Below are 21,558 nucleotides of genomic sequence, written 5' to 3' on the forward strand. Positions count from 1 at the left end.
ACGCCCTGCATACGCATTGACGGGATCGGCATCGTTTAAGTCTGCGTACCGTCCACCAGGTCTGTGGGCTTGCGCGAGGCGTCAACCGCGCCCTAACCCCGCCCGCCCTTCTCTCCGAACCACCGCCGGCACGCCCGGCTGAAGCTCGTCGCATCGGTGTAGCCGAGCGCGGCCGCCATTTCGTCGCGCGATTGGGTGCCGGCCGCGAGCATGATCCTTGCGCGCTCGCGCAGCACGCCGTCGAGCAGCGGGCGGAAGGCGCTGCCGGTCTCGGCGAGCCGCCGCACCAGCGTTCGCCGCGAGGTGCCGACGAGGCGCGCGGCCTCCTCCTCAGCGAGACGCCGCGGCAGGCGGGCCGCGATCAGGCGCTCGACGATCCCCGCCAGCGCCGTGGTGTCGGGCTGCGGATTTTCGATCGCCTCGAGCGCTTCGATGGCCTTGGCGTGCAATTGCGGATCGGCAAACGGCGACGGCCGCGCGCCAAGCGCTTTCGGTACCTCGAAGATGAAGGCGGCAGCGTTGAACTTCACCGCGCAGGAATAATGCTCGAGCAGCCGCTCCGCGCCCGCAGGCGGCGGCCAGGGAAATTGCAGCGTCGCCTCACCGATCGCATCCTCGAGCAGCTGGACGTACACCGCGTGCACGTTGAGGCTGACCGCCAGCGCCACGGCGTGCCACAGCGCTTCGTCCATCGCGACGGCGGGAGAGATTTCGATCTGGATCGCGCGCGCGGTCTTGCGGAGCCGGTTGCGGACGAAGGGCGCGCGGGTCGACCCGAAACGCACGCCGGTCGCCAACGCATCCGCGATGGTCGGAGCCGTCCTGGTCGCGACGTCGAGCGCGCCTTGCAGCGATGTCGACCACACCGTCGCGGCCGACAACGGCCACAGTTCGCCATGCCGGCGGGTGATGTTGGCCGCCAGCACCACCAGCGAGGATACCGGCATGTGAGCGCCGGGCTGGTCGAGCGCGTCGAGCCGAATTCCGGTGCCCTTCAGCAGATCGTCGCGATCGCTTCGCGTCTGGCCAAATGCCCGCACCAGGGCCCGCGCATAGGCCGCGGACACCGGCGTGCGAAGGGTATCGGATTCCGATCCGTGCATGGCGTCGGCGACCTCCCCCTCGCGAGCGTCCGGCCGAACAGGCTTGGCGCAAAATGCCACAAGATTGGCCTGTTGTGAACTGGCGGCGCAGGCCCGCCTCGCGGCATGCTCGGCCCAATAAAACGCCGCCTCGCAAGAGACGCTGGAGGGAATGCGATGATCTTCACGGGCACCAATGCTGCTGGCGAAACGATCACCTACCGGGACGGCAAACGCTATCTCTGGATGCTCTCGTTCATTCCGCCGCTGATCCCACTGTTGTCTTACTGGCTGTTCCTGCGGACGCACAATGCGCTGGTGACGCTGATCCCCTTCGTCTTCATCTTCATCCTGATCCCGCTGCTCGACGTCGTGTTCGGCGAAGACACCCACAATCCGCCGGCGGAAGTGGTCGCCGCGATGGAGGCCGATCCCTATTACCTGCGGCTCGCGCGCATCACCGTGGTGTTTCCCTGGATCAACTACGTCGCGCTGATTGCGTTCTTCGGCACCCAGGATCTGCCGTGGTGGTCCTATGTCGCCTTGCTGCTCGGCGTCGGCACCATCAATGGCGGCGCGCTGTTGATCGGGCACGAACTCGGCCACAAGCCGGACAGGCTCAACATCCTGTTCGGCATGCTCGCCAACTGCGCGGTCGGCTACGCGCATTTCCGCGTCGAGCACAATCGCGGCCATCACACCTGGGTCGCAACCCCCGAGGATCCCGCCAGCGCGCGCTTCGGTGAATCGATCTATGCGTTCGCAACGCGCGAGCTGCCCGGCGCCTTCAAGCGCGGCTGGCGCAATGAAGCCGAACGGCTGACCCGGCGCGGCGAGCCGGTCTGGTCGGTCAACAACGAGATCCTGCAAGGCTTTGCGCTGACGCTCGTCGTCGCGGCCGTCCTGATCGCGCTGTTCGGCTGGAAGGTCGCGCCCTTCATCGTCGCGCACCATTTCCTCGGCTGGTACGCGCTGACCCAGGCCAACTATGTCGAGCACTACGGGCTGCTGCGCGAGAAGCTGCCGAACGGCCGCTACCAGGCCGTCGAGCCGCGCCACTCCTGGAATACCAACCACATCGTCTCGAACCTGATGACGTTCCACCTGCAACGTCACTCCGACCACCACGCCAACCCGATGCGCCCCTACCAGTCGCTGCGCGATTTCGACGACATCCCGCGGCTGCCGAACGGCTACACCGGCATGTTCGGGCTGGCGGCGATCCCGCCGCTCTGGTTCCGCGTGATGGACCCAAAGACCCTGGCCTGGGCCGGCGGCGACAAGAGCAAGCTGAACCTCCGCGATCGGCCCGCGAGCTCGTGATCGCGGCGATTGCCCGGCTCCCGGTCCTACATCTGCGCCGATCGCCGCTTCATGGCGCCGATGCCGAGGAATGAGCCATTCACCGACGGATACTGGCTGGTGAATTCGAACGTATCGAAGCTTGGCGCTTCCAACTGCTTCAGCGCCTTCCAGAGCAGCGTGGTATCGGGACAGGCCTGGGAATGGATGTCATGATGCACGATGATGCGGGCGTGGGAACGCACCAGCAGATGATCCTGTAGCGCACCGCGCAGGCTGTGATCGCCGTCGATAAAGACGAAGTCCGGCTTCAGCCGGTCGACATGCGCACCGACCAGCGGGGAGGTCGAAAAATCCTGCATGTAGATCGGTTCGATAGCGGCCTGCTGCTGCAGCAGATCGAAATAGGTCGAGATAAAGGGCGTCGGCGCGATCGGATCGAGTGCAATCACGGTCTTCAGGTCGGCGCCGCTGTTCCTGAGCCACTCAGTAACAAGGATGAACATGCCGCCCCAGCGGCAGCCGATTTCCATGTACGAGGAGACGCCGGACGAATTGCGGGCAAGCCAGGCGAGGTATGGCGCAAGCTGGTTCGGGTATTGCCAAAGGTGGAGGCCCTTGCCGAAGTTCGGCGCCAGTTCCGGCGGCTGCTCATGAAGCAGTTCGTCATTGAGCCCCAGTGCCGGGATGAATTCGCGTTCGAGGAAGTCCACGTCGGTACGCTGAGCCGGATTCAACCCGGCGATCGCATTGATCGCGTCACCGACGGTGACAGCGAGATCGGCGAAACGCTGGTATCGGTCGGCTTGGTATCGGTCGGCTTGGGCTAGCTGGGCGTTGAGCATCGGCGCAATCGGATCGGTGGGCTGAAGAGGACACAGAGAGGCCGCAGGTCGTCGTGCCCCCCGATGATTGAACGGACGGGGCGTCCGTCTCGGGCGCGAAATCTTACATTCGGTCGCGAATGGTCCGCCTTCCCCGCCGGATGCGCAAGCCGCTTCGGCATGGCGCGCCCGGCGTGCAGCCGGCATTCCTTTCAGCCGCTCGGAATCTTCCGCCGCACGGCCTCCACGCCGGCATCGGTCACGTTGTATCTGCGCCCCATCTCCGGGACGATCCAGCCCTTCTCGATCATTCCGGCAATGGTGCTCGGGCCGACGCCCGCGGGAAACGGACGGCGGTTGCGGATTGCGTCGATCGCGACCCGCTCGAGATGGGTGGCGACATGCGAGGGGCGCGCGCGAAACGCCTTTGCCATGATCAGGACCGACAGGACCTCGGCGCGCCGGCGCACGGCCGAAGCGCTGCGGGTCAGTTCGTTGCTGATCTCGAGAGCGTTCTTGCCGGCCCTGGCGAGTTCTCTGAGCTTCTCGTCCTCGTCAGGGCTCCAGCGCCGCACGATCCCCATCTGCCCCTCACCGCCTGGATACCCATCTCAAACCGATGCATACGCAGGCGGCGCTGATTTGCCATGTGACTTTCGGCACCTCTTGATGTGACGTCGGGGCTGTCGCCACCAGGACGGCCGATCGCGGCTGCCGCGCGATGCAGCACAAAGAGCATGATCCGATTGAATCGGATCATGCTCTCAATCCCCTTGCTTGGTTGCGTTTGCTTGCGCGCGAAAACGCTTCAGTGCTTGCTGGGTTCAAGCGCGATGAGCACGCCGGTCGGCTCCGGCTCGTGCGGCCGAAGCGACGTCAGCTCCGGATCGCTCCATTCGGCGAGACTGACGACTTCGCCGGTCTGCCCCGACATGTCGGAGGTCTGGGCAGGTTCGAGCACCTTGAGCCCGCTGGTGTCGACGAAGAATGTGTGCTCACCGAACACGCTGTTCAGTTGCGCCACGGCCGGGTGATCGTCCGGAAGCACCTGGGCATTCAGTTGCGTCATGGTCTGCTTGACTTGCGTGGAATTGAGTTTCATCCGCTGCTCCTTCTCGTTGGTTCCGGCCGCGATGGCTTCCTTGACAGGTTTCCTTGACAAGTTTTCCTTGGCTGGTTCCTCCCCGCCCGCACCCCACATCGGGGGCTTCAAGGTCTCGAACCGATCAGGCACCGAAACGTTCCGCACGCGCGACGCATTGACCGCCTGCGCAGCGGTTCCCCGCGTATCGGACGTGAAGTGCGACTCTGAAGTCACGCCCATCGCTACGAGACGGGAGGCTTCTTCCTTGCGAGCCCTTCCAGATGCACACGGCGCGCGGCGGATTTGCGCGCACGCTCCTTGCTGCGGCAGGCCCGGCAGCGCGCCGCCTTGGTGAACACGTCGCCCTTGGCGGTCTCGTACCACCACTTCTGCTGCAACGGCGTCCAGACCTCGGCAACGCCGCAGTCCTTGCAGACGAAAGGCTCGGGTCGATAGGTTCCGCGCAGGACGAAGTCGGGGGTCGAATAGCTGTTCGAAGGCGCCAGCGCGCTCGTCACCACGGCAACCTCGCCGCGCGCCAGCGCAATCTTGTACTCATGGAGACGGCGCTGTTCGGCGGCGCGCTGCGCCTGCATGCGGCGCCACTCCTCGGCCTTGCGCCGCTTGGCTTCGATCTCCCCGCGCTTCCGCTTGTTGCTCTTCACGCCCATCTTCACGCCCACATCCGTCCAGGCCGATGCCCCACAGCGCGTAGCTGAACCAACTACCGGGCAGCACGACCTCGTCGATGATGACGTCATTGATGCGCTGCTGTTCTGCCGCCGGCTTGTCATAATTGCCGCAACATTGCGCGACGACAAGGTCGCGTGCGGGGAACACGTAGAGGCGCTGACGGCCGTCCGAGGCGGATGACTTCGGGATGCCCCTCAGGCCGCGCCTATGCCCGCCCCTGCTCCGCCGGCCGCATGCGGATCAGCGCGTCGAGCACGAGGACAAGAACCGGGCGCTGCTCGTCGTTGACCAGCTCCGTCTTGAAGATCACGACAGCGTCGCGCCGCTCCGGCCTGATGGTGATCTTCTGGATCTGGGATTGGCCGGTGAGCGTGGCGCCGGGCCGAACCGGGCTCGGCAGGCGAATCTCGAAGCTCCGCCCGACGATCCCCGCCACCTTGGTCCAGATCGCCTCCACGACGAGCCGCTGATAGATCGCAATGGTGTTGAAGCCGCTTGCGATCAGTCCGCCGAACGGGCCGGCCGCAGCCGCGACGGGATCGGCATGGATCGGCACCGGATCATATTTGCCGGCGAACTCCAGGATCTCGGCCTCGCCGATCGTATAGCTGCCAAGCTTGAACGTCTGGCCCTCGGTGAGATCTTCCGCATACAGCATCGGGCGCCTCCATCTGTCGCGCGACGATAGACGAATGGTGCGGGCTTTCCATTACCCCGGACGTCATGAACTTCGCGCGCGATACGCGAGCGACACCCGCCCCTCGCATATCGCCGCAGGTATCCCGCGCCATTGCAGCCGGGCCGCCCTCGCCTTTGCGGCCTTCAGCGTGTTTTCCATCAGGCAGGCGATCGTCATCGGGCCGACGCCGCGCGGCACCGGCGTGATCGCACCGGCGACCTGTACCGCCTCGTCGAACGAGACGTCGCCGCACACCGCATAGCCGCCGTCCGGCTTCTCGACACGCGTGGTGCCGACATCGATGACGATGGCCTGCGGCTTGATCCAGTCGCCGCGCACGAGGCCCGCCTTGCCCACCGCGCTCACCAGGATGTCGGCCTCGCGGCAGATCCTGCTGATGCCGCGGGTGTGGATATGGGTCTGGGTCACGGTCGCGTGCTCCTGCAGCAGCAGCGCGGCCATCGGCTTGCCGACGATGTTGGAGCTGCCGATCACCACGGCATGGGCGCCGGTGAGGTCCGGCAGGGTCGATTTGATCAGCCGGAGACAGCCGAGCGGCGTGCACGGCACCAGCGCATCGTCGCCGTGAAACAGCCGGCCGGCGTTCAGGGCGTGCAGGCCGTCGACGTCCTTGGCGGGATCGACCGCCGCCATCACGCGCAAGGCGTCGATATGCGCCGGCAACGGCAGCTGCACGAGGATGCCGTCGATATCGTCGCGCGCATTGAGCGCCTCTACTCCGGCAAGCAGATCGGCCTCGCTGGCATCATCCGGCAGGCGTGCGACCTCGCCGCGCAGGCCGAGCCGTCCGGCCATCCTGACCTTGCTCTGCACATAGATCTGGCTCGCCGGATCACAGCCGACCAGCACGACCGCAAGCCCCGGCGCGCGGGGCAGCCGGTCGAGTTCGCCAGCAATCTTGTCGATGACAATTTGGGCATGTGCATGCCCATCGAGAATGTTCGCCGTCATGGCACCTCCGTTTCGAAGCGGTGCCCAGGCGCGCGGCGTTCAGTCTCTGCGCTCCCCGATGGTGGTCCATCCAAGCGCCAGTCGCGCAGATGGCGTCGTCATAGCCGCCCCGCCGGGCAAAGGCAATTCACGCTCTCCCGCGGGTCGAGCGGCGACGAATTGCCCTCACTTTTGCCGGTGGATCGGTGCCGGGCGGGTCACCTCTGGGGGTAGGATTCGGGCAAGACTTGCGTTAAGTCTCGGCGCTTGCCGGGCTTTTCCGATCCCCGGCGCCATCCTTCCGGTCATCACGCCATTTCGGACATTTTCGACATGAGACATATCATCCTCGCGCTGGCGCTCTTCTGCCCGGCTGCCGCGCTTGCCCAAGGCATCACGCCGGCCCCCGCCGACGCCGACAAGCCGGCGGCGACCTCGCAGCCGATGGTCGGCGACAAGCCGCTGGTCCAGGTCGGCAAGAAGTCGGCCGCCAAGAAGGGCGAGAAGCCTGCTGCGCCCGGCAAGCCGCAATCGGTCGCCCAGAAGCTTCAAGCCTGTCAGGACATCGACGACGCCACCAAGGAGCGGCTGATCTGCTACGACGAGATCTTCAAGCCGCAGCCGAAGCCGAAAGCCGCCCCGGCCAAGGGCGTTAACGATTGCCGCTTCGTGAAGGAAGAGGACGAGCGGCTGACCTGCTACAACGGCTTCGCGGACAAGATTCCGCGCCTGCCGCGCTAAAGGTAGCGGGCGGCACTCGGACGCCTTCCCGCATCCGGCGAGGTGCCTGATCGCGGACGTGAAAATGCCGCCGCAAGTGTTTGCGGCGGCGGATCGATTGCCGACTGCGGCAGCCTTTTCTTACCAAGTCCCGAAGCCGCCGAAGAAGCCCATGCGCTGCTGCTGCTGCGCGACGCGGTAAGGCTGATACATGCCGGGCTGCGCCAGCCGCATCGGCTGCTGGGGATGGGCATGGTAGCGCGCGACCTTGCGCTTCTTCGGCGCCTGAGGCTGGGCCTGCGCCGGTTGTTCAGCCGATTTTGCCTCAGCCGCGACCTTCTGCGCATCAGCCTTCTCCGGCGGAATGAACTGGGCGAACGTATTGCGGACGCGGGCTTGCGCCGACGCATCGCCCGTAGCCGACGGGACGGCCGCGGCGACCGCGTTGACCTGCGCTGGAACAATGGTCGGCAAATTGGTGTCGTAGACCACCCGCTCGGGCAATTTCTGGGTCGACTTGATGCGCACCATGGTCTTGTCGACACCCGACGACGACAGTCCCTGGGCCTGGCCGGCGACCACGGCCTCCTGCGGCACGATGGCATTGACGACGAAGAGCAGCGCGAGCAGCACTCCACCAACGAACAGGAAATAACGCGCCACAGGCATTTTGGTAGCTCCCCCCGCGCAGCAGGGCGCGGTTCATCTCGGCGCGACGACATCAGTCATCGCGCGGGCGATTTCATCGTCTGCGCATGATCACCCGGACGCTATCCGCGCTCCCGGGTCGGTCACTAACGGCTGGTTTATTAGTTAGTTCCGGCCCGGCCGTTACGGTTCACCCGGCAGGTCAATTTGCGGTCACTTTTTCGAGATGCCGGGAATTAAAGGCGGCTGGCCGTCACGACCGAGCATTTCGCCTTGTTTGCGTTAACGTTGACGAACCCGACCAACATCTGCGAGTAGGTCTTGCGGCTTTTCATGGCGATGGTGTCGGAGATCAGCCGCTTGCGCTCGGTCAGCGGCCGACCGTCCCGGCGGATGAAGGCGCAGGCGATCTCGATATCCTTGACGGCGAAATCATTGGCATTGCGCAGCGTCAGGGTGACCAGCGCCTTCGAACCCAGCCCGCCGCGCCGCCACGATTGCGAGGCGATCCGCAGCTTGTCCAGCGGCGACCTTTCAGCGCCAGGCCCGGACGGCTTGGCCTCCTCTGCTCCCTGTGGGGCGGCGGCAACGCCGACAGTAGTCGGCTCGTCCGCCGGTGCGGCCAGCGCATCCCTCGCGGTCTGATTTGTGATTTGGGCGGGTTGCACAGCGGTCGGGGCATTCTGGGCGGTACGGATCATGGAGGACACCGGCCAGATATCCTGGTCTCCGGCGTCGCTCGGCTCGGGGAGCATGAACCATGCGGCGATCCCGGCGAGCGCAATCAGCGGCAGCAGCAGGCTGGCGTAGAAGCCCCCTTCACCGAGACGTCCGGCGGCCAACCTCCGAAACGACGCCAAGCCGATCCGCATCGTCGTGCCCTCACCCTGGCAGCCTGATCGGGCCGCCCCCCACACAGAGAGGAAGCCGCACCGCGCGGCTTCCGGGACGGCCGCAGGTCGAGCGGCCACGCGAAGACAATCGCTGACGGCCGCAATGGTTTCATTCCGGGACGACAATCTTGCGGCCGGCAGCACGGAGGGATGGCCTCACGGCCGGCCGCTCGCTAAGTTCGCGCCGCCCGAGAGCGAGTGCCGCGCGCCGAAGCGGCGCGAGAACAGCAAGGAGATCGCAATGCCTGTCGTCACCTGGGACCACGTCCACCTGCGCAGTCCCGATCCCGAGGCCACTGCGACCTGGCTGCGCGACATTCTCGGCGGCGAGATCATCCGCGGCCCCGGCCGCATCGACGTCCAACTCGGCGGTGCCAAGGTGTTCATTGCGGAGGTGACCCAGGGCGACGGCGTCAACGCCGCGCCGGTGACGCCCTATCAGGGACTCGACCATTTTGGCCTGACGGTGAAGGACATTGACGCCGTTGCCGCCGAGATCAAGGCCAAGGGCGTCACCTTCACGCGCGAGCCGACGACCATTCGGCCCGGCGTGCGCATCTGCTTCATCCGCGGCCCCGAAGGCATCTCCATCGAGCTGCTTGAGCGCGACCAGAAATACGTCTGAGCCACGCGTGCGGCGCTAAGTCATGCTGCCGGGCATGAAGCAGCGGATCGTCACGCCCATGTAGCTGGGAATCGGCCAGACCATGGCGCGGCCGACCCGGTTGGGCTCGGTGACCACGGCCTCGTCGGGGACATCGATCCACGCCCCGTCGAGGCGCACACGATAGTGCCCGTCCTTGGATTCCCAGTCGACATCGCTGACCGCTGTACCGTCGGCATCCGAACAGCACGGCCCTTTGCCGCTGCGCAGGCCGTCGAACCATTCCTTCAGCGGCGAATTGGCGTAGCGGCCGTCGGGATCGCGCGCCTGCGCGATTCGCATGGCCGCGACCAACACCAGCGTTATCAGCACGAGGGATACGATCATGTGGCCCGCATAGCGGGCCGGAGTTCCATTGAGCCTGCGAGGGCGTGCCCAATGGCCGCCGGATTCAATCCAGTCAGACATGTGTTTGCTCCAGCACTCACCGGCCAGTGCAACCAGAGCTATGCATTTCGCGGGCCACTTTGATTCGCGCGTACGGTCCGCTGTCATCGCGCCGTCACACTGCCTGGCAGGAACCGAGGGTGTCACCCGAACGCGGAACACCCGGGAATCAACCTGCCGCATTGCACGAGGTTGCTCGCTTTGGCATAAAAAACCAACTGGCTTGCCGTGGGCGCGGCGGCCAGCAATCGGGACGTTATGAAGAACGGCCTCTATTCAATTCACGTGACCCTGCTCGATGGTCGAGTCGGCAAGGGCAGCGGCGTGATTCTTTTCCGCGACGGCAAGATTCTTGGCGGCGATGCCTACCTCTATTACACCGGCAGCTACACGGTGAAGAGCGATGCCTTCAAGGGCGAAGTCCTTGTGCAACGCCACACGACGCCGCGCGACACCGACAACCCGCTGTTCGGCGGGCCCGCGCCCGTCGGCATCGGCGTCTCCGGCACCTTCACCGACACCCGCGGCACCATGAGTGGGACCGCGCTGGTCGGCAAGGCGAGCCTGATCTTCGGCGCCACGCTGCACAAGCTCGCGGATATCAATTAGCGGTTTGAAACTCGCTGCGAGATCCGTCATCCCCGCGCAAAGGCTTTGCGCGGGGATGACGGAACGAGAGCGAGCGCGCGGCTGGCCATTTCGCTTCGTGCCTATTCCGCAGCCTGCTCGAGCGGCGCCACGCGCGGCAGGATGATCTGGATACGCGTGCCGCCGCCCGGCTCCGAATCGAGATCGAGCCGTCCGCCGAGCCGGTTCGTAACGATGCTGTAGACGATGTGCAGCCCAAGGCCGGTGCCGCCCTGGTCGCGCCGCGTCGTGAAGAACGGATCGAAGGCACGGCGGCGGACGTCGAGTGACATGCCGCAGCCATTGTCGGAGAAGATGATCTCGACATTGTCCCCGCCTGCGGCGTGGACCTGGATCTCGACCTCGCCGGCCTTGCCGTCCGGGAACGCATGCGCGACCGCGTTGAGAAACAGGTTGGTCAGCACCTGCCCGTACGGGCCGGGATAGCTGTTCATGGTCAGGTCCGGCTGGCACTCGACGTTGAGCGTCAGGTTGTGCTTGCGCAGACCCGGCCGCAGGCTCATCACCACCTGCTCGGTGAGGTCGCCGAGATCGAAAGTACGCTGGTCCGAATAGTTGCGGTCCGCTGCGACCTGCTTGAACGACTGGATCAGCTCGGCGGCACGGTTGAGATTGGAGACGAGCTGCGAGGACGCATCGCGGCTGGTGTTGAGGAAGTCGTTGAGGGTGGAGCGGCGCAGCTCGCCGCGCTCGACTTCGGCGGTGAACATCGCGGTCTTGCGCTCCAGCGCGGAGGCGACCGTAAGGCTGATGCCGACGGGATTGTTGACCTCGTGGGCGACACCGGCGACCAGGCGCCCGAGCGCGGCGAGCTTCTCCGCCTCGATCAACGAGGCCTGGGTTTCGCGCAGATTGCGCAGCGCGGTTTCGGCGGCTTCCTTGGCCTTGCGCATTTCCTGCTCGCCGCGCTTGCGCTCGCCGATGTCGAGCGCGACGGTCACGATCCGCTCGATCTCGCCCTCGGCATCGAGCAGCGGCAGCTTGTTGACCAGCCATTGCCGCATGTTGCCTGCCGCGTCCTTGTACTCCTCCTCGTAGAAGCCGAGCTCGCGCCGCGCCGACAGGACGCGCTTGTCGCTCTCGTCGGACTTGGCCGCGCCATAGCGCGACATCAGATCGGCCGTGGTGCGGCCGAGCGCATCGCCGGGCTCGATGCCGAAGATGCCCGCCATGTAGCGGTTCATCAGCACGTAGCGCAGCTCGCGGTCCTTGACGTTGATCACCGCGGGCACGGTATCGATAACCTGCTGGAGCAGGCGCCGGCCTTCGGCGATGGCGTCCTCCGCGCGCTTCTGGTCGGTGATGTCGCGCAGCGTACCCTCGTAGCGGATCACTTCGCCCGCGTCGTTGCGGACGACGGTCGCCGAATCGGACAGCCACAGCACGGTGCCGTCGCTCGCGCGCACCTGGTACTCGTAGTCACGCACCGTGCCGTCGCGCTGCATCAGCTGCTGGTACTGCTCGCGCGCCGCCGGATCGAGGTAGACGGTGGTGGCGATGTCGTCGATGCCCTTGATCAGGTCCTGCGGCGTGGCATAGCCCATCATCCGTGCCAGCGCCGGATTGGCGTTGAGCAGCGCGCCGCCCGGCGTCGTGACGTAGATACCCTCCACCGACGCCTCGAACAGCTTGTGGTAGCTCTCTTCGGCAAGCCGCTGCTCGGCGAGCGCGCGCAGCGCCGCTTCGCGCGCGCTGTCGGCGTCGACCAGGGTCTGGCGGAACACTTCGGCCGCCCGCGCGATGTCGCCGATCTCATTGTCGAGCTCGGCGCCGGGAATGAACGCGCTCTTCTCGCCGCCGGCGACCTTGCGGATCGAGCCCGCGATCCTGGCAAGCGGGCGGACGGTGCGGCGAACCACCAGCACCGACGCGAACAGGCCGATCAGCACGCCCGCCGTGCCGAGCACGATGCTCTGCCATTTCGCTTCAGCCAGCGTCCGGGCAAAATCGCGCGACAGCACATGGCCGCGGCGAGAGCTGAGCTCGCGCAGCAGCTCGGTGACCTTCTGGATCAGCCGTCCTTCGGCGCCGAGCACCTCCTTGTCAATGTCGGCGATCTGGCCCTCACGCACCGAGACCGCGATGATCGCCTCGGCATAATTGTCGACGGCGCCGCGCAGCGCGGGATCGGAGATGGTCATAGCCCGCATGCTCTGCGCGGCCTGCTCGGCGGCCGACGTGTTGTGCGCCAGCAGCGCGGTGGCAATCCGGCTCTGGGATTGCGACAGCGCATTGGCCAGCGCCGCATCGTTGCTCGCGGCGACCGCCTTGTCGAAGGCATCGCGCAGCGGCGGCAGGCCGGCGAGCAGCTGGGCGCGGCGGTCGATCAGGGTCGATATCCGCTCCAGACCGTTGCGATAGGTCGCAAGCCGCTCGGTGACCCCGTCGATCATGTCCTGCTGTTCGGGCGCAAGCTCGATGCGGGTCTTCTTCAGAATCTCGCTCAGCGACTGGGCCGCCTCCGCGACCTGGACCGACTGGCTGCCCGGCTCGGTGACGAAGTCCCGCGCCGCGACGCGCAGCTCGTTCATGCGGCGATCGATGTCCTCGGCGAGATCTCCGACGCTCTGGAGCCGCTGCAACTCGGCGAATGTCGTGTCGATGTGCCGGATCGCGATCACGCTCGCGGTCGAGGTGACGATGATCACCGCCAGGACCAGCAGGAAGCTGCCGAACGTGAGCTGGCCAATGGAGAGGGAGAACGCACGCGGCGCTTGCGAATTCGGCGGCAATTCAGCGGTCATGTCATCAAGGCCGGGGTCCAATGCGCCCTAATATACGGGAAATTACGGGCTTTGGGGAAACATGCTGCACGGCCCAACCCGCCGGCGGTGTGACCGGCGTCACCCCGGGCGGGTGCCGGTGGTCAATTCCGGCACAGGCAGCGTCGGCCTAGTCCGGCGGGATGCCAGCCTCCTTGACCACCCGTGCCCAGAGGGCGACGTCCGCCGCGATGACGTCCGCAAAGCGCTTCAGTGGCGCGCTCCGGGCGTCGCAACCGGCAACATCCAGCTTCTTCCGCACCTCGGCGGAGGCCAGCGCAGTTTCCAGCGCCGCGCTGATGCGTTCGACCACCGGCTGCGGCGTGCCCGCCGGCACCACGAAGCCGAACCACGGCGTCACCTGGGCCTCGGCAAACCCCTGTTCGGCCATGGTCGGCACGTCGGGAAAGTATTTCGAACGGCCGTCGCTGATCGCGCCGATGATCCGGATGCCGCCGGACTGCACCTGGGCCAGCGCCTGGTTGGCCGACAGGAAGCTCGAGTTGATCAGGCCGCTCGCGATATCGGGCACCATCTGCGGATAGCCGCGATAGCCGATCGCGGTGACGTCGATGCCGGCGAGCCGCTTGAACAGCTCGAAGCCGAGATGGCCGGTCGAGCCCTTGCCGGGATGGCTGTAGTTCAGCGTCCCCGGCTTGGCCTTGGCCAGCGCGACATAGTCGGCGACGGTCTTCACCGGCAACGAGGTCGGCACGATGAAGAAGTTCGGGGCGAGACAGATCTGCCCGACCGGCACGAAATCCCTGACCGGATCCCAGCGCAGCTGCGTGTTCAGCGCCGGGCTTGCGGTAAAGAAGGTCGTCACCAATAGCCATGTGTAGCCGTCGGGAGCGGCGCGTGCGACCTCCTCGGCCGCGATCGAGCCATTGGCGCCGGATTTAGCCTCGACGACGATCGTCCCCTTCCACTGCTCCTGCATGTCCTGCGCCATGATGCGCGCGAACACGTCGGCGACGCTGCCCGGTGCGTAGGGAATGACGATGCGGATCGGCCGGTTCGGGAAGTCCTGCGCGCGCACCGTGCCCGCCATCGCCAGCAACGCCAGGCACGCACCGGCAATGAGGCTGACCCGCTGCAACATCGTCTCGTTTCCCGCCCAGTGATCTCGTTGCGGGCAGCATGCAGGCATTGGCCGGCGGCAGCAAGGCGCCGGTTTCAGCGGGCGAAACTTCAGGCGGTGGCGGCCCTTCGCGCCGGAATTGTCATCGCGGCGATGACCTCAGGCCGTGGCGACTCTTCGTGCGGGAATCGTCATCGCGGCGACACCGATCACGACGCAGGCGAGCCCGATCCATGCCGTCGGGCTCAGCCGTTCGCCCAGCAACATGACGCTGAGCGCAACCCCGATCGGCACCCGCAAGTAAGCTTGCGCGGTGGTGCCGACCGATCCGAGAGTCTGGATCAGGCGGAAATAGATCGCGAACGCTGCCGCGGTCGAGAACACCGCGAGCGCGAGCAATGCGGCGAGCGACGTCGTCGACGGCGACAGCGTCCAGGGCCGCTCGACGGCAACGCTGAGCGGAACGAGGATCGCAGCGCCCGCGATCAGCGAACCCGCCGCCGGCGCCATGGGATCGAGGCCCTTGAAGCTGCGGCCGAAGATCGCGGCGCAGGCGTAGCAGATGGTGGCGGCGACGATGGTGACCTCGGCTACGATCCCCTGCCCGAGATCGCGGAACGCATCGACGCCGACGATCAGGCAGATGCCGGCCATGCCTGATATCACCCCGAACAGCTTGCGCGGGCTCGCGGCCTCGTGGCGGGTGATCGCGGTGGTGAGCAGGAAGGTGAAGATCGTCCCGGCCGAGTTGAGGATGGTGGCGAGCGCGGCATCGACATGGCGCTCGCCCCAGGCGATCAGCGTCCATGGGATAACGCTGTTGAGGCAGGCCTGGAAGATGAAGCGGCGCCAGGTCGCGCGATCGGTCGGCATCGTCACGCCGCGCATCCGCATGATGACGAGCAGTAACAGCCCGGCAATCGCGGTGCGCGCCGCGATCAGTGTGATCGGCGGGATGGTGGCAACGCCGAGCTTGATGAAGGTGTAGGAGCCGCCCCAGAGGGTTGCGAGCGCAACCAGCAGGGCCAGCTCGATGGCAATGCTCGGCTGTCGTGGAGTGGTGGTCATTGGCGGGATTCCGTCTCGATGGTTGAGACGGAAGCTACATCGATGTGAGTGTGTGATCCTTCGCTACAGACCGAAGTGTGGTTAGAAAGCGCCTCGCTTTCCCATCGTCGTCCCGGCGAAAGCCAGGACCCATTACCACAGGGTTGTGCTGTAAGAAAAAGGTGCGGCCCCAGCGTCGCTCAACAATGAACGTCGGTGGTTATGGGTCCCGGCTCCCGTGCGCAATTGCGCACTAAAGCATGATCCGGAAAAGTGTGCAGCGGTTTTCCGAAAAGATCATGCTTAAACAACAACCTAAGGCGCGATGACGATTCATCCTAATCGTATCGCGCTTTAGGCCGGGACGACATTGAATGTGTTGCGCCGCCCGTGAGTCACGCACACGCCATCTCTCAGGACGACGGACCTACCCCAGCGCTCCGACGTCGAACACCTCGCCGTCGTACCCCGCTTCCTTGGGAATGCGGAGCTGGCGACCGGTGGCGGTCTTGGTCATCACGGGCATTACGGCGACAATCGACTTGCCCTCGCTGTCGGCGAGCGCCGCGCTGACGTTTGGCTGCCTGGCGAGCCGGATCAGGTTGCGCGTGGTCGGGAACGGCAGCTTGAAGCGGCCGCTCTCACCACCCTCCACCGCTTCGCGCGGCGAGACCCAGATCGAATCCGTGGACTCGCGGCCGTCGTGGGCGCCGAGCTGGTCGGGCGGAGCTGCCGCGAGGAAGAACCAGGTGTCGAAGCGCTTGGGCATGCCCTCCGGCGTGATCCAGTGCGCGTAAGGCACGAGCTCATCGAGCGCGAGCACCATGCCGTTGTCGGTCAGCACCTTGAGGAAGCTGATCTTGCCTTCGTTCAGCGCCGCGCGATGCGCGGTCGCGATCTCGTTCGCACGCTTGGCATCGACCAGATCCTTCGAGCCTACCGGCCGCGCCAGCAGGATGCCGCTCTCCTCGAAGGTCTCGCGGATCGCCGCGATGCGGAAGCCGAGCGCGTCGCCGTCGAGCCCTTCCCCGCCGGAAAAGAGCGCAGGATCGGCGGCGATCTCCTTGTCGTTCTTGTCGACGCTGCCGCCGGGAAACACCAGCGCGCCCGAGTTGAACTCGATCTGATGATGGCGGACCATCATGAAGACCTCGACTTCAGACGACGCTCCATCCCGCAGCAGCAGCACGGTCGAGGCAAGACGGGGGGCAACGATCTCGGTCATGATTAGCCTGCTGCACTGGATTGCGGTTGCAGATTGGCGCGGCGATCGACGCGCGCCACACGGGACAAGAGATAGTCGACCTCCGCCCTCGCCTGTGGCGTGATGACCGCACCGGGCTTGCGCTGGGCGCTGGAAGCGATGACGCCACGCTTCTGCAGCACGTATTTGCGCACGGCAAGGCCGGCGCCCGGTTGCTGCTCGTAGCGGATCAGCGGCAGATGCGCGTCGAACAGATCGTGCGCGGCGTCGCGCTTGCCTTGCTTCGACAGGCGCACGACATCGATCAGAAGCTCGGGGAAGGCGTAACCGGTCATGGCGCCATCGGCGCCGCGCTCCATCTCGAAATCCAGGAAGAGCCCGCCATTGCCGCAGAGGATCGAGAGCGGCCGCAGCGAACCGTCCTTCTGGAAATTGCGCAGCGCCGAGATCTTCTCCAGCCCCGGCCAGTCCTCGTGCTTGAGCATCACGCAGTTCGGATTGTCCATGACGATCTTGCGGATCACCGCAGGCGTGAACACCACCGACAACGTCAGCGGATAATCCTGGAGCACCCAGGGCACGTCGGGGCCGATCGCCTCGGCCGCCTGCTTGAAATAGCTGATGATCTGGTCGTCGGTACGCAGATGCGGCGGCGGCGCGATCATCACGCCGGCCGCGCCCGCATCCATCGAGGCCTTCGCCAGCGAGCGCATGGTGGCAAAGCCCGGCGCGGAGACGCCGACGATCACCTGCATCTTCCTGGCGCGCTTGACGAAGCGCACCGCCACCTGCTCGGCCTCGGCGGCGTCGAGCTTGGGGGCCTCGCCCATGATGCCGAGCACCGTGACGCCATCGCAGCCGACCTCCTCGTAGAAGTCGGTCAGGCGGTCGATCGAGCGCTCATCAATCCGGCCATCGTCATGGAACGGCGTCGGCGCGATCGCAAAGGTTCCTGCGGCCTGAGCGGTGAGTTTGGTCATGGCTATCCTCTTATCCGTCATTCCGGGGCGATGCGTCAGCATCGAACCCGGAATCTCGAGGTTCCGGGTTCGCCCTTCGGGCGCCCCGGAACGACAGGTAGCATCAAAACCGCCGCGCCCCCATCTTGATCTGCTCCTCGGAGAAGAAGATCTCCTTGGCGTGATCGACGATGTCCTGGGCTTTCCAGCCCGTGTGCTGCGGTTTCCAGCCTTCCATTTCCATCATCCGCATTTCGCGCACGCCGCGGGGCCCGGACACGCCCAGCACCTTGCCGGTCTGGTCGCCCGACAAATCGCTGACCATGTATAGCACGGCCGGCGCGATGCCGTCCGGCCCCAGCGCGGCGCCGGGGTTCTCCTTATAGCGGGGCAGGTCTGCGGTCATGCGGGTCAGGGCGCCCGGGGCCAGCGTCCAGACCCGGATGTTGTACTTGCGGCCCTCGATCGCGAGCACGTTGGACAGGCCCCAGATGCCGCCCTTGGCCGCACCGTAGTTGCTTTGGCCGAAATTGCCGATCAGCCCTGATGTCGAGGAGGTGTTGACGATCACGCCGCCGCCGTTTTCCCGCATCCAGCGAAACACCGGCAGGGTGCAACAAAAGGTGCCCTTCAGGTGCACCTTGATGACCTTGTCCCAGTCGGCCTCGGAGGCCTTGGCGAAGGTCTGGTCGCGCAAAATGCCGGCATTGTTGACGAGGATGTCGGCACGGCCGAAATGCTTGATGGCGTCGTCGAATACCGACTGGCCGCCCCCCATGGTGGAGATGTCGGCGCCGTTGGCGACCGCCTTGCCGCCCTCGGCCTTGATCGCGTCCACCACCTGCTGCGCCATCGACTTGTCGGCGCCGGAGCCGTCGCGTGGCCCGCCGAGATCGTTGACCACCACGGCCGCGCCCTCGCGCGCAAACAGCTTCGCATAGGCTTCACCAAGCCCGCCGCCGGCGCCCGTGATCAGCGCCACCTTGCCGTCGAGTAATCCCATGGTTGTTTTCTCCCTTGTCGTTGTCCTGTCATTCCGGGGCAGCCTGCAGGGCCGAACCCGGAATCCGGAGATGTGGCGCGAGATTCCGGGTTCGATGCTTCGCATCGCCCCGGAATGACGGAAAGCTACGCCAGCACCGTCTTGCCGTTCTTGATCACGGTGACGCCGCGCGACTTCACCTTGGCTTCGAACGAGATCACGTTGCCGTCCCTCCAGAGGTCCATGGTCACGGTCTCGCCGGGATAGACCGGCGAGGAGAACCGCGCGACGTGCTGGCGGAAGGCGCTCGCGTCGTAGTCGGCATAGGTCTGGAGCACGCCGCGGCAGGTGATGCCGTAGGTGCACATGCCGTGCAGGATCGGGCGCGGGAAGCCGGCCTTCTTCGCGAATTCCGGATCTGAGTGCAGCGGGTTTCGGTCGCCGCAAAGGCGGTAGACCAGCGCCTGGTCCGGACGCGTCGTGATGTCGATGGTCTTGTCGGGCGCGCGCTCCGGCACCTTGTGCGGCTCGGGCTGGCCGTCGGACGGCCCGCCAAAGCCGCCATCGCCACGCGCAAAGCGCGAGGCAACCAGCGTCGCCAGCTTCTCGCCCTTCTCGTTCTTCAGCACGGTCTGGTGAACGATGACGACGCCCTTGTCCTTGCCCTTGTCGTAGACCTCGAGCACCGTTAAGTCGGCCGTGATGTGGGCCGCGGTCGCGAACGGCTGGTGGAAGGTGATGTCGCGCTCGCCATCCACCACCATCACGCGGTTGAGATTCATCTCGCCCGGACCCGAACCCCAGGCCGCGACGGAGGCGAAGCTCGGCACCACCTTCAGTGGCCGCGGCGTCAGCGTGCCCTCGTTGACGAAGGCGAGTTCCTTCTCGTCCATGGGATCGGCGCCGAGGCCGATGCCGTAGGCGTAAAGCATCACTTCGCGATCGGTGTAGGCGTATTTCTGGCCGATGTTCTTCAGGGCCATCAGCTGTTCGTACACGATCGGCATTGTTGTTTTCTCCCCGAATGTATTCTTAACGGCACGGTGCCCATTACTGCGCCCTCTCCCCTTGTGGGAGAGGGCTACGCGGGCGTCAGCCGCAAACTCGCTTGGGTGAGGGGTTGCTTCCGCAGATGCATCTCTATCGCGGATAGAACCCCTCATCCGGCGCTTCGCGCCACCTTCTCCCACAAGGGGAGAAGGGAAGATGCTAGGCCACCGTGAAGAACGGCAGCGGCGCGCCGTCGGTCGGCTTGAACACCACTTTCACCTTCTGGCCGATCTTCAGCTTCTCCAGATCGCAGTCGACGAAGTTGGTCTGCACCGACGGCCCTTCCTTCAGCGTGACATAGCCGATCGCGTAAGGACCGGTCGGCGACTTCCGCATCAGGCTCCAGGTGTAGATCGTGCCCTCGCCCGACGCCTCCTCCCACACCGTCTTGTCGGAGTAGCAGAACGGGCAGATCGAGCGCGGGAAGTAGTGCGCCTCACCACAGGCGGTGCAGCGCTTGATCATGAACTTGCCCTGCTTCGCCGCGTCCCAGAACGCTGCGGTTTCCGGGTTCGTCACCGGGGCATTGTACTTCTTCGCTTCAGACATCACACGCGCTCCAGAATGGCGGTCGAGGCGGCATGGCGCACGCCCAAAAGGCCGCCAGTGCCGTGGGCGATGGCGAGATCGCAATTCGGAACCTGCACCTTCGGATGCGCCTCGCCGCGCAGCTGGCGTACCGCCTCGAGGATCTTGGTCATGCCGCCGCGGTTGACCGGATGGTTGCTGCAGAGGCCGCCGCCATCGGTGTTGAACGGCAGCTTGCCGACGCCCGAGATGAGGTTGCCGTCGGCGACGAACTTGCCGCCCTCGCCCTTCTTGCAGAAGCCGAGGTCTTCCAGCTGCATCAACACAGTGATGGTGAAACTGTCATAGATCGAGGCGTATTTGATGTCCTTCGGCGTGATGCCGGCTTCCTCGAACGCGCGCGGGCCGGACCAGATTCCGGCGGAGTATGTGAGATCGAGGTCCTTGCCGCCGCGCGGGCCCTTCATCGCCTCGCCATGGCCGATCAGGCGCACCAGCGGCTTCTTCAGGCTCTTGGCGATCTCGGGTGTCGTCACGATCATCGCGCCGCCGCCGTCGGAGACGACGCAGCAATCCATGCGATGCAGGGGATCGGAGATCATCGGCGAGTTCAGGACGTCCTCGACGGTGACGACGTCCTTGAGCATCGCATGCGGATTGTACTGCGCGTGGTGCGAGGCCGCGACCTTGATCCAGGCGAGTTGCTCCGAAGTGGTGCCATAGTCGTGCATATGGCGCATGGCACACATGCCGTAGGCATTGTGGGTGGTCGCGCCGTAGGCCGTCTCGAAATCGACCTCGGCGCCCGCCGCGCGCGGCGGCATCGCCCCGGTGCGCGGCTTGCCGGCGAGCGTGATCAGCGCGATCGAGCATTTGCCCGCCGCGATCGCCTCGGCGGCGTGACCGAGATGGATGATGTAGGAACAGCCGCCGGTCTCGGTGGAATCGACGTGACGCAGCTTCCTGGTGTTCAGGCCGAGATAATCGACCATCGGCCAGGCGCCGCCGGGCGCGTCGCCCGCGCAGAAATAGGCGTCGATGTCGTCCTTGCTGATCCCGGCATCCTCGATCGCGCCCTTGGCGACCTCGGCGTGGAGCTGGGCGGTGGATTTGTCCGGCGCATGCCGGGTCGGGTGTTCGTAGATCCCGGCAATGTAGGCCTTGCCCTTGATGGTCAAATCGCTCTCCGCTGGCGTTTCTTCGCTCGAGCGTTTTTCTGAACCGACGACGCGACCTTGGCAAGCGCGGAAATATTCCGTCAGGCGAGACTGCATCCGCAACTCAATCGTCGTCCGGCGAAAGCCGGGACCCATAACCACGCGGTTGTGTGGTGAGAGTGAGCTGTGGCCCCAGCGTCGCGCTACAACGAA

Annotated in this window: 23 protein-coding genes and 1 riboswitch; of the genes, 4 read left to right on the forward strand and 19 right to left on the reverse strand. The window is 65.5% G+C overall.

Annotated elements, in window-relative coordinates:
• Positions 1 to 92: 92 nt before the first annotated feature.
• Positions 93 to 1,103 (reverse strand): helix-turn-helix domain-containing protein, encoded by a 1,011-nt coding sequence (locus tag RX327_RS23320; protein WP_317247236.1) that lies wholly within the window; start codon positions 1,101 to 1,103, stop codon positions 93 to 95.
• A gap of 156 nt (positions 1,104 to 1,259) precedes the next feature.
• On the opposite strand from RX327_RS23320, the gene RX327_RS23325 reads away from it, so the two are divergent.
• On the forward strand, positions 1,260 to 2,405 hold the full coding sequence (locus tag RX327_RS23325) for an alkane 1-monooxygenase (protein ID WP_050385695.1): 1,146 nt from the start codon (positions 1,260 to 1,262) through the stop codon (positions 2,403 to 2,405).
• A gap of 26 nt (positions 2,406 to 2,431) precedes the next feature.
• Here the strand turns inward: RX327_RS23325 and RX327_RS23330 are convergent, their stop codons facing one another.
• From RX327_RS23330 to RX327_RS23355, 6 genes are all read right to left on the reverse strand, one after another.
• Complete coding sequence (locus RX327_RS23330) at positions 2,432 to 3,415, reverse strand: hypothetical protein (RefSeq protein ID WP_152977720.1); 984 nt, start codon at positions 3,413 to 3,415, stop codon at positions 2,432 to 2,434.
• Between the two features lie 5 nt (positions 3,416 to 3,420).
• Positions 3,421 to 3,792, reverse strand: a complete 372-nt coding sequence (locus RX327_RS23335) for a hypothetical protein (protein ID WP_016846479.1) — start codon at positions 3,790 to 3,792, stop codon at positions 3,421 to 3,423.
• Positions 3,793 to 4,016: 224 nt separating this feature from the next.
• Complete coding sequence (locus RX327_RS23340; protein WP_028337629.1) at positions 4,017 to 4,310, reverse strand: hypothetical protein; 294 nt, start codon at positions 4,308 to 4,310, stop codon at positions 4,017 to 4,019.
• Between the two features lie 224 nt (positions 4,311 to 4,534).
• A complete protein-coding gene (locus tag RX327_RS23345) occupies positions 4,535 to 4,963 on the reverse strand; it encodes a zinc-ribbon domain containing protein (RefSeq protein ID WP_193395243.1) in 429 nt (142 codons plus the stop codon).
• A gap of 227 nt (positions 4,964 to 5,190) precedes the next feature.
• A complete protein-coding gene (locus RX327_RS23350; protein ID WP_050385693.1) occupies positions 5,191 to 5,643 on the reverse strand; it encodes a MaoC/PaaZ C-terminal domain-containing protein in 453 nt (150 codons plus the stop codon).
• Between the two features lie 63 nt (positions 5,644 to 5,706).
• A complete protein-coding gene (locus tag RX327_RS23355; RefSeq protein ID WP_050385692.1) occupies positions 5,707 to 6,636 on the reverse strand; it encodes a bifunctional 5,10-methylenetetrahydrofolate dehydrogenase/5,10-methenyltetrahydrofolate cyclohydrolase in 930 nt (309 codons plus the stop codon).
• Between the two features lie 15 nt (positions 6,637 to 6,651).
• Positions 6,652 to 6,731, reverse strand: a riboswitch (ZMP/ZTP riboswitch).
• A 217-nt stretch (positions 6,732 to 6,948) separates the two neighbouring features.
• Here RX327_RS23355 and RX327_RS23360 point away from each other — a divergent pair.
• Positions 6,949 to 7,356, forward strand: a complete 408-nt coding sequence (locus RX327_RS23360; RefSeq protein WP_050385691.1) for a hypothetical protein — start codon at positions 6,949 to 6,951, stop codon at positions 7,354 to 7,356.
• 120 nt (positions 7,357 to 7,476) lie between these two features.
• Here RX327_RS23360 and RX327_RS23365 read toward each other — a convergent pair whose 3' ends face one another.
• Both RX327_RS23365 and RX327_RS23370 read right to left on the reverse strand, forming a co-directional pair.
• On the reverse strand, positions 7,477 to 8,004 hold the full coding sequence (locus RX327_RS23365) for a hypothetical protein (protein WP_051376370.1): 528 nt from the start codon (positions 8,002 to 8,004) through the stop codon (positions 7,477 to 7,479).
• 215 nt (positions 8,005 to 8,219) lie between these two features.
• On the reverse strand, positions 8,220 to 8,855 hold the full coding sequence (locus RX327_RS23370; RefSeq protein WP_193395241.1) for a hypothetical protein: 636 nt from the start codon (positions 8,853 to 8,855) through the stop codon (positions 8,220 to 8,222).
• A 262-nt stretch (positions 8,856 to 9,117) separates the two neighbouring features.
• Here RX327_RS23370 and RX327_RS23375 point away from each other — a divergent pair, with 262 nt between their 5' ends.
• On the forward strand, positions 9,118 to 9,501 hold the full coding sequence (locus tag RX327_RS23375; RefSeq protein WP_317251306.1) for a VOC family protein: 384 nt from the start codon (positions 9,118 to 9,120) through the stop codon (positions 9,499 to 9,501).
• A gap of 15 nt (positions 9,502 to 9,516) precedes the next feature.
• On the opposite strand, the gene RX327_RS23380 is transcribed toward RX327_RS23375, so the two are convergent.
• Positions 9,517 to 9,948, reverse strand: a complete 432-nt coding sequence (locus RX327_RS23380; protein WP_410712072.1) for a hypothetical protein — start codon at positions 9,946 to 9,948, stop codon at positions 9,517 to 9,519.
• Between the two features lie 237 nt (positions 9,949 to 10,185).
• Between RX327_RS23380 and RX327_RS23385 the strand changes: the two genes are divergently transcribed.
• On the forward strand, positions 10,186 to 10,536 hold the full coding sequence (locus RX327_RS23385) for a GrlR family regulatory protein (RefSeq protein WP_317247237.1): 351 nt from the start codon (positions 10,186 to 10,188) through the stop codon (positions 10,534 to 10,536).
• 101 nt (positions 10,537 to 10,637) lie between these two features.
• Here RX327_RS23385 and RX327_RS23390 read toward each other — a convergent pair whose 3' ends face one another.
• The 9 genes from RX327_RS23390 to RX327_RS23430 all read right to left on the reverse strand — a co-directional run bounded on the left by RX327_RS23390 (position 10,638) and on the right by RX327_RS23430 (position 21,366).
• Complete coding sequence (locus tag RX327_RS23390) at positions 10,638 to 13,319, reverse strand: PAS domain S-box protein (protein WP_317247238.1); 2,682 nt, start codon at positions 13,317 to 13,319, stop codon at positions 10,638 to 10,640.
• A 148-nt stretch (positions 13,320 to 13,467) separates the two neighbouring features.
• The gene (locus RX327_RS23395) at positions 13,468 to 14,439 is read right to left on the reverse strand and encodes a Bug family tripartite tricarboxylate transporter substrate binding protein (RefSeq protein WP_050385687.1); all 972 of its coding nucleotides are present in this window, start codon (positions 14,437 to 14,439) and stop codon (positions 13,468 to 13,470) included.
• A 138-nt stretch (positions 14,440 to 14,577) separates the two neighbouring features.
• Positions 14,578 to 15,486, reverse strand: coding sequence for a DMT family transporter (locus RX327_RS23400; RefSeq protein ID WP_317247239.1), 909 nt, complete (start codon positions 15,484 to 15,486; stop codon positions 14,578 to 14,580).
• Positions 15,487 to 15,892: 406 nt separating this feature from the next.
• Positions 15,893 to 16,690: an NUDIX hydrolase gene (locus RX327_RS23405; protein WP_317247240.1), complete on the reverse strand. Its 798-nt coding sequence runs from the start codon at positions 16,688 to 16,690 to the stop codon at positions 15,893 to 15,895.
• 2 nt (positions 16,691 to 16,692) lie between these two features.
• Positions 16,693 to 17,649, reverse strand: a complete 957-nt coding sequence (locus RX327_RS23410; RefSeq protein ID WP_317247241.1) for a dihydrodipicolinate synthase family protein — start codon at positions 17,647 to 17,649, stop codon at positions 16,693 to 16,695.
• 103 nt (positions 17,650 to 17,752) lie between these two features.
• A complete protein-coding gene (locus RX327_RS23415; RefSeq protein ID WP_317247242.1) occupies positions 17,753 to 18,631 on the reverse strand; it encodes an SDR family oxidoreductase in 879 nt (292 codons plus the stop codon).
• Positions 18,632 to 18,756: 125 nt separating this feature from the next.
• On the reverse strand, positions 18,757 to 19,617 hold the full coding sequence (locus tag RX327_RS23420; RefSeq protein ID WP_317247243.1) for a MaoC family dehydratase: 861 nt from the start codon (positions 19,615 to 19,617) through the stop codon (positions 18,757 to 18,759).
• Between the two features lie 202 nt (positions 19,618 to 19,819).
• Positions 19,820 to 20,209 carry a Zn-ribbon domain-containing OB-fold protein gene (locus tag RX327_RS23425; protein WP_317247244.1) on the reverse strand — a complete coding sequence of 130 codons (390 nt, stop codon included), beginning with the start codon at positions 20,207 to 20,209 and terminating at the stop codon, positions 19,820 to 19,822.
• The gene (locus tag RX327_RS23430) at positions 20,209 to 21,366 is read right to left on the reverse strand and encodes a thiolase domain-containing protein (protein WP_317247245.1); all 1,158 of its coding nucleotides are present in this window, start codon (positions 21,364 to 21,366) and stop codon (positions 20,209 to 20,211) included. The genes RX327_RS23425 and RX327_RS23430 overlap by 1 nt, the downstream gene beginning before the upstream one ends.
• Between the last annotated feature and the right edge of the window lie 192 nt (positions 21,367 to 21,558).

This window comes from Bradyrhizobium sp. BEA-2-5, from assembly GCF_032918025.1.
GTDB lineage: Bacteria > Pseudomonadota > Alphaproteobacteria > Rhizobiales > Xanthobacteraceae > Bradyrhizobium > Bradyrhizobium pachyrhizi.

What these genes read in the sequence shown, in the direction of transcription:
- RX327_RS23400 (WP_317247239.1), bottom strand. Translation starts at nt 15,486, where the DNA reads ATGACCACCACTCCACGACAGCCGAGCATTGCCATCGAGCTGGCCCTG.
- RX327_RS23420 (WP_317247243.1), bottom strand. Translation starts at nt 19,617, where the DNA reads ATGCCGATCGTGTACGAACAGCTGATGGCCCTGAAGAACATCGGCCAG.
- RX327_RS23410 (WP_317247241.1), bottom strand. Translation starts at nt 17,649, where the DNA reads ATGACCAAACTCACCGCTCAGGCCGCAGGAACCTTTGCGATCGCGCCG.
- RX327_RS23360 (WP_050385691.1), top strand. Translation starts at nt 6,949, where the DNA reads ATGAGACATATCATCCTCGCGCTGGCGCTCTTCTGCCCGGCTGCCGCG.
- RX327_RS23350 (WP_050385693.1), bottom strand. Translation starts at nt 5,643, where the DNA reads ATGCTGTATGCGGAAGATCTCACCGAGGGCCAGACGTTCAAGCTTGGC.
- RX327_RS23335 (WP_016846479.1), bottom strand. Translation starts at nt 3,792, where the DNA reads ATGGGGATCGTGCGGCGCTGGAGCCCTGACGAGGACGAGAAGCTCAGA.
- RX327_RS23345 (WP_193395243.1), bottom strand. Translation starts at nt 4,963, where the DNA reads ATGGGCGTGAAGAGCAACAAGCGGAAGCGCGGGGAGATCGAAGCCAAG.
- RX327_RS23325 (WP_050385695.1), top strand. Translation starts at nt 1,260, where the DNA reads ATGATCTTCACGGGCACCAATGCTGCTGGCGAAACGATCACCTACCGG.
- RX327_RS23385 (WP_317247237.1), top strand. Translation starts at nt 10,186, where the DNA reads ATGAAGAACGGCCTCTATTCAATTCACGTGACCCTGCTCGATGGTCGA.
- RX327_RS23425 (WP_317247244.1), bottom strand. Translation starts at nt 20,209, where the DNA reads ATGTCTGAAGCGAAGAAGTACAATGCCCCGGTGACGAACCCGGAAACC.
- RX327_RS23330 (WP_152977720.1), bottom strand. Translation starts at nt 3,415, where the DNA reads ATGCCGGCTGCACGCCGGGCGCGCCATGCCGAAGCGGCTTGCGCATCC.
- RX327_RS23375 (WP_317251306.1), top strand. Translation starts at nt 9,118, where the DNA reads ATGCCTGTCGTCACCTGGGACCACGTCCACCTGCGCAGTCCCGATCCC.
- RX327_RS23370 (WP_193395241.1), bottom strand. Translation starts at nt 8,855, where the DNA reads ATGCGGATCGGCTTGGCGTCGTTTCGGAGGTTGGCCGCCGGACGTCTC.
- RX327_RS23355 (WP_050385692.1), bottom strand. Translation starts at nt 6,636, where the DNA reads ATGACGGCGAACATTCTCGATGGGCATGCACATGCCCAAATTGTCATC.
- RX327_RS23390 (WP_317247238.1), bottom strand. Translation starts at nt 13,319, where the DNA reads ATGACCGCTGAATTGCCGCCGAATTCGCAAGCGCCGCGTGCGTTCTCC.
- RX327_RS23365 (WP_051376370.1), bottom strand. Translation starts at nt 8,004, where the DNA reads ATGCCTGTGGCGCGTTATTTCCTGTTCGTTGGTGGAGTGCTGCTCGCG.
- RX327_RS23395 (WP_050385687.1), bottom strand. Translation starts at nt 14,439, where the DNA reads ATGTTGCAGCGGGTCAGCCTCATTGCCGGTGCGTGCCTGGCGTTGCTG.
- RX327_RS23380 (WP_410712072.1), bottom strand. Translation starts at nt 9,948, where the DNA reads ATGTCTGACTGGATTGAATCCGGCGGCCATTGGGCACGCCCTCGCAGG.
- RX327_RS23340 (WP_028337629.1), bottom strand. Translation starts at nt 4,310, where the DNA reads ATGAAACTCAATTCCACGCAAGTCAAGCAGACCATGACGCAACTGAAT.
- RX327_RS23415 (WP_317247242.1), bottom strand. Translation starts at nt 18,631, where the DNA reads ATGGGATTACTCGACGGCAAGGTGGCGCTGATCACGGGCGCCGGCGGC.
- RX327_RS23320 (WP_317247236.1), bottom strand. Translation starts at nt 1,103, where the DNA reads ATGCACGGATCGGAATCCGATACCCTTCGCACGCCGGTGTCCGCGGCC.
- RX327_RS23405 (WP_317247240.1), bottom strand. Translation starts at nt 16,690, where the DNA reads ATGACCGAGATCGTTGCCCCCCGTCTTGCCTCGACCGTGCTGCTGCTG.